A 10,525-nucleotide genomic window follows, 5' to 3' on the forward strand; every position below is an offset into this window, starting at 1 on the left:
ACGGTCGCTTTGACCGCACTTGTGGGTGAATTAAAGGCGGCGGGCCGAGACATCATCAGTCTCGGCGCCGGAGAACCCGACTTCCCGACACCCGAAAACATCCGCGAAGCCGGAAAACGCGCCATCGACGCCGGCAAGACCCGGTACACGGCAGTGGACGGCATTCCGGAGCTGAAAGCCGCCATCGTCAGCAAATTCGCCCGCGAGAACAACCTTGCCTACGACGCCTGTGAAATCACCGTAGGCACCGGAGGTAAACAGGTCCTTTACAACGCGTTGATGGCCACGCTTAACCCCGGCGACGAAGTCCTGATCCCGGCGCCCTATTGGGTCAGCTACCCCGACATGGTGCTCTTGGCCGGCGGCGAACCTGTGATCATGCCCGCAGGCCCTGAAAGCGGCTTTCGCATCACGCCGGAACAGCTCGAAGCTGCCATATCGCCGAAATCCAAATGGCTGATCTTCAACTCACCGTCGAACCCCACCGGCGCGGGCTATAGTCCGGACGCCCTGAAGGCCCTTACCGATGTTCTGGAACGCCACCCGCATGTCTGGGTTCTGACCGATGACATGTATGAACACATCGCGTTTCCGGGCTTCGATTTCAGCACCCCGGCTCAGATCGCTCCGTCCCTGAAGGATCGCACCCTGACCCTGAACGGCGTTTCAAAAGCCTATGCCATGACCGGATGGCGCATCGGCTACGCAGGCGGACCAAAACACCTCATCGCCGCGATGCGTAAAATTCAGTCCCAATCCACGTCCAATCCCTGCACGATCAGCCAATGGGCTGCGCTCGAAGCCCTGAACGGGCCGCAGGATTTCATCCCTGTCAACGTGCAAACTTTTCTGCGTCGCCGTGATCTGATCGTCGCGGGCCTGAACACCGCCCCCGGCATCCACTGCCCGACACCGGACGGCGCCTTCTACGTCTACCCCTCGATCACCGGCTGCATCGGCAAAACAACCACGGCAGGCACGCTGATCGACACGGACGAAACTTTCTGCAAGGCGCTCCTTGAAGAGACAGGCGTCGCGGTTGTGTTCGGCGCGGCCTTCGGCCTCTCGCCTGCGTTCCGCATCAGCTACGCCACTTCGGACGAAGACCTGATCGAGGCCTCAGCCCGCATCAGACGCTTCTGCGAAGGCCTGACGTGACCGGTGCGCCCCAAGAATACTAGGTGGGGCTGCGCGAAAACGGCGCAATAGTCTTTCTCATTGATCCTGAAGGCCGCGATCATCACATCGAAATGACCCAGATGGCTGTGATCAATAAACAGGGCGAGATCAAACCCCACGGCGACCATACCCTCACCGACGCAGACCACACCGCTATCCCTAAATAACTGATCACGCGCTCTGACATCGATCGCGCCCGGTGGATCGACAACATTCTGCACACCGTCGACCACCTCAATCTGATCACCACCTGGGCGCACCCAAAAGCCAGCGACGCCGACTTCGATACTGTCACGGACCCGCTTCCCATGGCGATGCACGACGGGCGTCAGGTCATTGTGAAGAAACAGGCCAATCGCCTCGCCAAAGACGACGAAACCAACTCTTCACCCTTTTCGAAATACCTAAGACCGCGCCGCCCGCATCAGGCGTGCCAAGGCGTAACGCGCCCCGAAACACCAGACCAGCCACCCGGCGTAATATCTCGGCCCAAAATCCGCTCGGGGTTCGTGGGCGGCGGCATATCCACGCCAACAAGCTTGGTAAACCCGAACCGCCCGTAATACGGCGCATCGCCAATAAGCATCACACGGCTCCAGCCATCCGCGCGTGACAGGCTTTCCTCGACCAATAGTGCGCCAAGCCCCTCGCCCTGCCGGGTCGGATGCACGGCAATCGGCCCCAATAATAACGCAGGCGCCTCGCCCACGCGCACGGGCCAGAACCGCACGGCCCCGGCCAAAACGCCTAGCTCATCGCGCGCCACCAAACTCAGATCAGCCACAGGATCGACCCCATCACGCAAGCGATAAGACGACAGCGCCTCGCGACCCGGCGCAAAGCAAAGATCGAAGAGCGCCTCGACCTCCCAAATATCCGCATTCGTTTCGCGCTCTAGGCCGTACATCCAACTTTCCCGACTTGGCATTTTTAGCTGGAAACGCGCCTAGCACGGGGCTAGGTCCGAGACAAACAGCAAGAAGAAAAAGGTACCGCGCCCCATGTTCTACCGCCCCGAAGACGGCCACGGCCTGAAGCACAATCCCTTCAATGCAGTGGTCACACCGCGTCCCATCGGCTGGATCTCAACGCGGGGCACCGATGGCCGCGAAAACCTCGCGCCCTATTCCTTCTTCAACGCGGTCGCCTATGTGCCACCGCAGGTCATGTTCGCCTCGACCGGGACGAAGCCCGACCGTGACGGCACAAAAGACAGCCTAGGTAATATTCGCGAGACGAACGTCTTTTGCGTCAACATCGTCGAGTACGAAATGCGCGACGTGATGAACGTCAGTTCCGGGTCGTGGGATCGCAACGTCGATGAGTTCGACAAGGCCGGGATCGCGCGCGTCGAATGCGAAACCATTGCCGCATCCCGCGTCGCGAATGCGCCTGCGTCACTTGAATGCAAGGTCATCCAGATCGTCCAGCTTCCGGGGGCCGCCAACTTCGTCACCTTCGGCGAAGTCACCGGCGTCCATCTGCGCGACGATTGTGTGGTGGATGGGATGTTCGACGTCCTGAAATTCCAGCCCCTGGCGCGCCTTGGCTACCGGGACTACAGTCGCGTCACCGAAGTTTTCTCGCTGAAGCGCCCGGGCGAAGAATAAGTCCTACCTCCGCCCTTCGCGCAACCATCCGGCCAACGCCAGAAACGATGCCAACAGCAATAACGCCCAGCCAGGCAACAGCGGCGACACGCGCACATCTGCCGTAAGATAGGCCTCGCGCGGCGTAATTGCGATCCAGCCACGCCCTGCCGCAACGCGGCCTTCGCGCACAGTGCGAATACCCGGCACGCCGTCTTCCAAAACCCGGATGCCGCCCCGTGTTTCAGCCACCGCGGCGTCCAGAACGGCGGCGCTGGCAATCGTTTCCTCAAACTCGCGCGGCGCGGATGGCCCAAGTGCGACCACCGCGTCCTGATCGCCCTCCAATAGGCGGTACAACCCAACCTCAGGACCCTCGAACGTCGCGGTGAAGCGCCCCGGGGACACCTCTTCCAGAGGCACAGTGACCACAGCGCCATCTGGCCCGGTGATCTCAACGGGGGCCACATCTTCTCCCAGCGTACGGCGCGTGATCACCATCGTCTGGCCTTCGGCCATAACGCTCAGCGCCTCCTCCTCAAGGTCGGGTTCCTTCATCATCCAATGCGCCAGACGCCGCAGCAATTCCAACTGCGGCCCACCGCCGTCGTACCCGCGCGACCACAGCCAGGCGTGATCCGATGCCAAAAGCGCCACACGCCCCTCCCCGACACGGTCCAGCACCAGCAACGGGCGCTCATCAATACCCGACATCACGGCCGTCCCGCTCTCCGGCACAACATCAATAATCCGCAGCCACTGCCCCCACGGCGCATCATCGCCCTCAACCTCGGGTTGGAACCCTTCGGTCACGGGATGGCGCTGACCGATGTCTGTGACGGTCGGCAAATAGGCTTCTTCCAACACCCGCCCCGAAGGCGCTGCGGGAATAATTTCGGCCAAAGGCGAACGATAAATCGAATCCGCTGTCGCAAAGTCTGGCCCTGCCGCAATCAAAAGCGCCCCGCCGTCTTCCACATAACGCCGCACGTTATCGAGATAGATCGCCGGCAAAATCCCGCGCCGCTTGTAGCGGTCGAAAATGATCAGATCAAACTCGTCGACCTTATCCAAAAACAACTCACGCGTCGGAAAGGCGATCAAAGACAATTCGTTGACCGGCACGCCGTCTTGCTTTTCCGGCGGACGCAAGATCGTGAAATGCACCAGATCGACCGAGGCATCCGATTTCAGTAAATTCCGCCACGTCCGCTCGCCCGCATGGGGTTCCCCCGACACCAGTAAAACCCGCAACCGATCCCGCACCCCGTTGATCTGGACAACGGCGGCATTGTTGCGTGTCGTCAGCTCGCCCAATTGCTCGGGCAGCGTGAACTGGATCACGTTCATGCCACCGTGCTGCAGCGTGATCGGCAGCTCCAGATCCTCGCCCACAGGCACGGTAAACCGCTGTGGCTCGGCACCATCCACGGCAATTTCAATCTCGGCGCGCTCGGGCAGACCAACGGGCACCGCACCCTGATCCTCAATCCGCAACGTCAGCGTCACAGGCTCATCCAAAATCGCAAAGGCAGGCGCGTTTTGGACCATCAACCGGCGGTCCCAATCGCTCGAACGCCCGGTCAGCAGCGCATGCAATGGTGCAGGCAAATCGGGGCTGCGCTCGATGTCATGCAACTGACCATCGGTCAGCAAAATAGCCCCCGCAAGTCGCGACCGAGGCTCCTCGGCCATCGCATTGGCCAAAGCCCCCATCAGCAACGTGCCCTGATCGCCCTCGCCATCCCCAAGCGTGACAATCCTCAATTCGGTGTTGTCCAGCCGCGCAATCTCGGCCTCAACCCCAGCAATCGCCTGCGTGATCTGCTCAGGCCGATCCGAAATCGCCTGACTCGCGCTCTCGTCCACAACCAACAAAACAATATCGCTCAACGCCTCGCGATCTTCGACCTGAAGTGACGGATTGGCCAAAGCCAAAACCAACACCCCAAACGCCATTCCGCGCAGCCACCAGCCCGCAAGCCCGCGCCAGACAGCAATACCGACAAACAGCGCCGCCAACATCGCCCCGGCAAGAACCGCGGGCCAGGGCAACAGCGGATCAAAGAGGATCGTTCCGGTTTCCATTACTGCCCTAACCGATCCAGCAGCGCAGGCACATGGACCTGATCCGACTTATAGTTCCCGGTCAGCACATGCATGATCAGGTTCACCCCAAAGCGGTAGGCAATCTCGCGCTGTCGCTCGCCAGCAAAGCCGCGCCCCACTGGATACATCGGCGCGCCCGCCGCATCCATTGCCCATGCCGACGCCCAGTCGTTGCCGCCGATAATCACCGGCGTTACGTTGTCATTGAGATTGCGAAACGGCATTCCGTCCGCGCGTTCCGCGTCCGCAGGGGCAGCTTCCACCCAGACGTCCGGGCTTGCGTGACGTCCCGGAAAGTCCTGCAACAGATAGAACGTCCGCGTTAGCACATGATCGCTTGGGATCGGTTCCAAAGGCGGCACGTCCAGCGGCAAAGCCAGTTCCTGCAACTTGCGCCCGTTGGGGCTTGAGCCGCCAAACCGTGCGGTATCCGCATCGCGCGTATCAAACAGGATCATGCCTCCGGTGCGCAAATAGCGGTTCAGCTTTGCATAAGCCTCGGTCGAAGGGCGGGGCTGATCCGGCGTCACCGCCCAGTAGAGGAACGGATAGACTGACAACTCATCCGTCTCCAAATTCACTGCAGACGGGTCCGTTGGCTCGATCGACGTCCGCCGGAACAACACGCTCGACAGCCCCCGAAGGCCGGCACCAGACGTCCCATCGACCCGCCGATTGCCCGTCACCACATAGCCCAAAGACAACTCAGACGCCGCCAGCAACGCCTTCTCAATGTCCTCAACCGTCTCCTGCGCGCGCGCGTCAGGGGCCACCATCAACATCGCAGCCACGATCAAAGCAACCCCCTGCGCCCGTGGTCCGCTCAACCGACCCGACAGCCAAAGCGACGCCAGAATATCCACCATCAACGCCAACATGCCCAATGCCAGAGCAAGACCCTTCAGCGGCGTTTCACCCGTCACCGCCAAGCCCTCAACCGGCACATCGGCGGGCCAGACAACCCGCTCAAGACGATCCGCGGCCCCGATCACATTCCGCGCAATCCGCCGGTCCTCGCCCACATAAAGCCCGGGCGGCAAGTCCGCCCCTAGCGCGCCTTCCGCAAGCTCCTCGCCCGCAACCCCGAACAATGCGCCCGCGTCCTCGATCTGTCCTGTCGCCGTCAAAACCTGATCCACCGTCCAGACCGTCCCGGCCAAATCTTCCGCTGTCACAGCATCCGGTGTCGACGACACTGCAAGACGCTCCAGCATCTGCACAAACAAACCCGACAGCGGCAAAGTCGACCATTCGGCATTGGCGGTCACATGAAACAAGACAACTTGTCCCGCATCCAAGCGCTTCCTTGTGACCAAAGGCGTGCCATCGCTTAACGCCGCGATGGTGCGCGAGGCCAACGTCGGATCGGGTTGCGCCATCACCTGCGCGGATACGGCGACATCCTGGGGCACGGCCAAGCCGAAAAACGGGCTTTGCGGCAAGAAGCCACGCAACGCCTTCGGCTCGCCCCACGACATCGCGCCGCCAACGTTTCGCCCGCCTGCACGCAAACGCACCGGCATCAAAATAGCCTCGCTGTCGCGCCCCACATCAGACGCCGCCAGCCGAGGCCCCGCGAACCGCACCAAAATGCCGCCCGCGCGCACCCAACCTTCAATTGCTTCCGTCTCGCCCGCGGCCAAGGTCGCAATGTCGGCCAAAACAATCACGTCAGGGTTCGCCAAGACAATGTCACCGATATCGCCCTCGATCAGATCCGCATTCGGCAACAGCGCCTGCTCAAGATAATGCGTTGGCGTCAAAAGTTGCAGCCCCTCGCGTTCGTCGCGCGCAGCCAGCAATGCCACCTCGCGCCGTTGCAGGGCGTCATCCGTCAGGCTGACCGCGCCCGCCGACCGCTGTCCTGACAATTCAAAGCGCGTGATCCGGTTGCGCAACTCAGGCGGCAGAGACAAGGCCAAAGACGCCACGTCCTCGCCATCGCCAAATTCAAACGTCGCACTGGCCAATTGCCGGGGCGTGCCTGACGGATCAAGCCCATGCCCGATCACCGTGACCTCAGAGGCGCCACTGGCACGGCTTCGCACAGCTTCCAACGCAATCGCGCCATCCGCAAACCGCGCGGGCCGAAGCCCCAATACCGGCCGCTGCGCCTCGAACACCGAAACCGCGCCCGCGCCCTGAAGCACTTCCAAAAGTCCATCGTGCCATGCATAGGATAACCCATCCGACACCCAGAACGTATCAAATCCAGACCCAAGCCCGTCGGCCCAATCTGCCACGACGTCCCCGTCCGGAGCCCAAGCCGCAGGCGCCAGCCCCGGCAATTCCGCGCGCCATACATCCGCCGATCGAAATGGCACGTCTCCTGCCGGGAGATCTGTCAAAACAATCACAGCCGTTTCACGCCCGGCCTGCGCGGCTTCGCCCAAGGCGCTATCAACGCGTTCTAACCGCCGGGTCCAATCCGACGCCCCGGCCCAGGTGCCGTCCATCAGCACCAACAATGGCCCGTCACCCGCTTGCCGCTCCTGCGGGTTCAAAACCGGCCCCGCAAACCCGATAATCGCAGCCGCAACCGCCAGCGTGCGCAACAGCAATAACCACCAAGGCGTGCGGTCCGTCTGGGTTTCCTCGTCCGTCAGCCCAACCAACAGCGCGACACCCGGAAACCGCCGCCGGATCGGTGCAGGCGGTACAGCGCGCAGCAATATCCAGAGGATGGGCAAAGCGATCAGGCCCAGCAAAAGCCACGGCGCACTAAATCCTATGGGGCCAATGCTCCACATCAGTGCACGCGCTCCAAAGCGCCATAAAGCCAAAGCAAAGCGCCCGACGCCGACTTGTCCGTGTGATGGCAATGAAATTGCCACCCCGTGGCCCGCGCCAAAGCCTGCAACTCGTCTTTGCGCGCCGCCAACCGCTCCAGATACCGGTCGCGCAAATCGCCCGCTTTCAGCGTTTCGTGCGCCAAGGTTCCCCCAATACTTTCAAAAATTGTGCGTCCATTAAACGGAAAGGCTTCTTCTTGCGGATCAAGAACCTGCACCAACGCGCCATCAACGCCCCGGTCTGCCGCCCGCGTCAAAGCTGTACTTACAGGCGCAATATCCCCAAGAAAATCAGACACAAACACCGCGCGCGACCGCCCCGGCACACCGCGCAATTCCGGTGCGATATACTCAGCCGCCGCAGCACTTTCCGCCAAGGATGCCGTCAGACGCATCAGTTGCACCTGCCCCGCGCGCGGCGGCAGGCCTGCGTTGGTCAACCCGACCCGCTCGCCACCCCGGATAAGCAATACCGCCAAAGCCAGACACAACCGACGCGCCTCATCTGCCTTGGTCGGCAGGGATGCATCGGACGAAAACTCCATCGACTGACCCGCATCAAGCCAGATCATCACGGACTGCGCCGCCTGCCATTCCTTTTCGCGCACGAACAAACCATCGTCCGACCGCGCCGAGCGCCGCCAGTCGATCGCGCGCGCCTCGTCGCCTGCATGGCTGGGGCGGTACTGCCAGAACTGATCGCCCTGCCCCACACGCCGTCGCCCATGCTCGCCCGCCATGACGCTTGACGCCAAATGCTCCGCTGCCGCCAGAAGCGGAGGGAACGAGCCCGCGAGGGTCTCGGCATCCTGCCTTAAGCGCGCGACGTCTCTCACGCGGCCGCCTCCGTGCGGGTCACAACTTCGGTCACCTGTCTTATCACAGTGTTCAATTCGAGACCGCGTGCACGTGCGGCAAACGTCAGCGCCATGCGGTGCGTCAGAACCGGTGTCGCCATCGCCGCCACATCTTCGATTGACGGCACCAGCCTTCCCTCAAGCAACGCGCGGGCGCGCACCGTCAGCATCAAAGCCTGCGCCGCCCGTGGCCCCGGCCCCCAACCAACATTCTCGCGCACGATATCGCTGGCACCCGGTTCCTCCGGGCGACAGGCGCGTACCAGATCAAGGATCAACTCAACCACAGCCTCGCCCACCGGCATCTGACGCACCAAAGCCTGCGCCGCCATAAGTTCTTGCGGCGAAAACACCCGCGTTGAAACCGCTTCAGCTGACCCGGTCGTCGCCATCAAAATATTACGCTCGGTGTCGCGATCCGGATAGGGCACATCAATCTGAACAATAAACCGGTCCAGCTGTGCTTCCGGCAACGGATAGGTGCCTTCCTGCTCGATCGGGTTCTGTGTTGCCAGAACATGAAACGGCGCTGGCAAATCATGCGGCACGCCCGCCACTGTCACGGCCTTTTCCTGCATCGCCTGCAACAACGCCGACTGCGTTCGCGGAGACGCCCGGTTCACCTCGTCGGCCATCAAGAGCTGACAGAAAATCGGGCCCTTAATAAACTTGAACGCGCGACTGCCATCGGGACCGGTTTCCAGAACTTCCGATCCCAGAATATCCGCTGGCATCAAATCGGGCGTAAACTGCACCCGCTTGCCATCAAGGCCCAATACAGTGGACAGCGTATCCACCAGCCGCGTTTTTCCAAGCCCCGGCAAACCGACCAAAAGCCCATGCCCACCACACAGGATCGAGCTTAAAACAAGGTCGACCACGCGCTCCTGCCCAATGAACCGGTTGGTGATGCTCGCCTTCGCCGTAGCAAGCTTTTCGCCCAGCTGTTCAATCTCGGCGACAAGGTCAGGGGTTTCTGTCATGGCAACGGGCTCCAAATATTCTATGATCTTACTAGACCCAAGTATGGCGTATTGAACAAATGGCAAAAGAGGAAATGGCACAAAACATCGTGAAACCCAGTGCGGAAGGCATTGCCGCAAGCGCGCGCGCCGTAAAAACACGCGGATTGCCGCCTGTACACCTGTGGAATCCGCCTGATTGCGGCGATATCGACATGCGGATTGCACGCGACGGGACGTGGTTTTATCTCGGCACACCCATTGGCCGCCCCGAGCTTGTGCGCCTTTTCTCCACAATCCTGCGAAAAGACGGCGATCGTTACGTCCTTGTCACGCCTGTTGAGAAAGTCGGCATCCAGGTTGATGACGCCCCCTTCGTCGCCGTCGACTTCACTGCGACCGGAACAGGCCCCAACCAAACCCTCACTTTCGAGACCAACCTCGGCGATACCGCTACCGCAGGCCGCGCCCACCCGATCCGCGTAGAACGTGACGCACAAACCGGAGAACCCGCGCCTTACGTCCTGATCCGCGCCGATCTTGAAGCCCTCATCGACCGCAAAAGCTTCTACCGTTTGGTCGACATCGGAGCACACCATGACGTCGAAGGAACCAGTTGGTTCGGCCTCTGGTCGCAGGCGCATTTCTTCCCCGTTATTCCAAGTGCGGAGTTGTCTTAGCGCCGAATGTCCGCCTCAAACCCAGCCTAGCCATTCCCAACGGGCGACTTCCTTGAAATGGCGCGTTCCGCCGCCTCGCGGCAAGTTCACCGCTGCTTTTGGCCAATAGCGGAGATTTTGGCGTGGCGTCCGTTCACATGGCGCGGCGACAAAGCCGTCGACTGGGGTGTGCCAGCAACCACGTCTTGCTTGCATCACCGAATGGGCGCTCCCTTCGCGGGTGCGCTGCTGCAAGGTTGGCCGCACGTTTGCCGCGCTGGCGCTGCTCGTCGTCACAATCCAGAACATTTCAACCTTGACCGCCGCTTCAATGCGCCTGACCGACGGCACGCTCGTTGACCCCTGCAACGGCCATCT

The 10,525-nt window shown here is 61.4% G+C and carries 10 protein-coding genes; 4 read left to right on the forward strand and 6 right to left on the reverse strand.

Translation table 11 applies throughout. The features are described from left to right. Positions 1 to 1,158, forward strand: a 1,158-nt coding sequence (locus AC221Y_RS14455; RefSeq protein ID WP_486707590.1) for a pyridoxal phosphate-dependent aminotransferase, incomplete at its 5' end; no start/stop codon positions are given. Here the strand turns inward: AC221Y_RS14455 and AC221Y_RS14460 are convergent. Beyond that, on the reverse strand, positions 1,086 to 1,499 hold the full coding sequence (locus AC221Y_RS14460) for a hypothetical protein (RefSeq protein WP_486707591.1): 414 nt from the start codon (positions 1,497 to 1,499) through the stop codon (positions 1,086 to 1,088). The genes AC221Y_RS14455 and AC221Y_RS14460 overlap by 73 nt on opposite strands. A 104-nt stretch (positions 1,500 to 1,603) precedes the next feature. Beyond that, on the reverse strand, positions 1,604 to 2,086 hold the full coding sequence (locus tag AC221Y_RS14465; RefSeq protein WP_299756184.1) for a GNAT family N-acetyltransferase: 483 nt from the start codon (positions 2,084 to 2,086) through the stop codon (positions 1,604 to 1,606). Positions 2,087 to 2,180: 94 nt separating this feature from the next. Between AC221Y_RS14465 and AC221Y_RS14470 the strand changes: the two genes are divergently transcribed. Then, positions 2,181 to 2,789, forward strand: coding sequence for a flavin reductase family protein (locus AC221Y_RS14470; protein WP_486707592.1), 609 nt, complete (start codon positions 2,181 to 2,183; stop codon positions 2,787 to 2,789). Between the two features lie 3 nt (positions 2,790 to 2,792). Here the strand turns inward: AC221Y_RS14470 and AC221Y_RS14475 are convergent, their stop codons facing one another. Genes AC221Y_RS14475 through AC221Y_RS14490 form a run of 4 tightly spaced genes read right to left on the reverse strand, consistent with a single transcriptional unit; the run spans position 2,793 to position 9,509 of the window. After that, positions 2,793 to 4,856, reverse strand: a complete 2,064-nt coding sequence (locus AC221Y_RS14475) for a hypothetical protein (RefSeq protein ID WP_486707593.1) — start codon at positions 4,854 to 4,856, stop codon at positions 2,793 to 2,795. Continuing rightward, on the reverse strand, positions 4,856 to 7,627 hold the full coding sequence (locus tag AC221Y_RS14480) for a DUF4159 domain-containing protein (protein WP_486707594.1): 2,772 nt from the start codon (positions 7,625 to 7,627) through the stop codon (positions 4,856 to 4,858). Before AC221Y_RS14480 ends, AC221Y_RS14475 begins: the two co-directional genes overlap by 1 nt. Further along, positions 7,627 to 8,505: a DUF58 domain-containing protein gene (locus tag AC221Y_RS14485; protein WP_299756194.1), complete on the reverse strand. Its 879-nt coding sequence runs from the start codon at positions 8,503 to 8,505 to the stop codon at positions 7,627 to 7,629. Before AC221Y_RS14485 ends, AC221Y_RS14480 begins: the two co-directional genes overlap by 1 nt. Then, on the reverse strand, positions 8,502 to 9,509 hold the full coding sequence (locus tag AC221Y_RS14490) for an AAA family ATPase (protein WP_486707595.1): 1,008 nt from the start codon (positions 9,507 to 9,509) through the stop codon (positions 8,502 to 8,504). The genes AC221Y_RS14485 and AC221Y_RS14490 overlap by 4 nt, the downstream gene beginning before the upstream one ends. Before the next feature lie 59 nt (positions 9,510 to 9,568). On the opposite strand from AC221Y_RS14490, the gene AC221Y_RS14495 reads away from it, so the two are divergent. Both AC221Y_RS14495 and AC221Y_RS14500 read left to right on the forward strand, forming a co-directional pair. Continuing rightward, positions 9,569 to 10,168 (forward strand): DUF1285 domain-containing protein, encoded by a 600-nt coding sequence (locus AC221Y_RS14495; protein ID WP_486707596.1) that lies wholly within the window; start codon positions 9,569 to 9,571, stop codon positions 10,166 to 10,168. Between the two features lie 166 nt (positions 10,169 to 10,334). Continuing rightward, on the forward strand, positions 10,335 to 10,525 hold a 191-nt coding region (locus AC221Y_RS14500), incomplete at its 3' end, for a hypothetical protein (protein WP_486707597.1).

This window comes from Boseongicola sp. (assembly GCF_057460485.1).

Excerpts from the sequence above, each read along its gene's own strand:
- AC221Y_RS14465 (WP_299756184.1), bottom strand. The coding sequence starts at position 2,086 with ATGTACGGCCTAGAGCGCGAAACGAATGCGGATATTTGGGAGGTCGAG.
- AC221Y_RS14470 (WP_486707592.1), top strand. The coding sequence starts at position 2,181 with ATGTTCTACCGCCCCGAAGACGGCCACGGCCTGAAGCACAATCCCTTC.
- AC221Y_RS14475 (WP_486707593.1), bottom strand. The coding sequence starts at position 4,856 with ATGGAAACCGGAACGATCCTCTTTGATCCGCTGTTGCCCTGGCCCGCG.
- AC221Y_RS14480 (WP_486707594.1), bottom strand. The coding sequence starts at position 7,627 with ATGTGGAGCATTGGCCCCATAGGATTTAGTGCGCCGTGGCTTTTGCTG.
- AC221Y_RS14490 (WP_486707595.1), bottom strand. The coding sequence starts at position 9,509 with ATGACAGAAACCCCTGACCTTGTCGCCGAGATTGAACAGCTGGGCGAA.
- AC221Y_RS14495 (WP_486707596.1), top strand. The coding sequence starts at position 9,569 with ATGGCAAAAGAGGAAATGGCACAAAACATCGTGAAACCCAGTGCGGAA.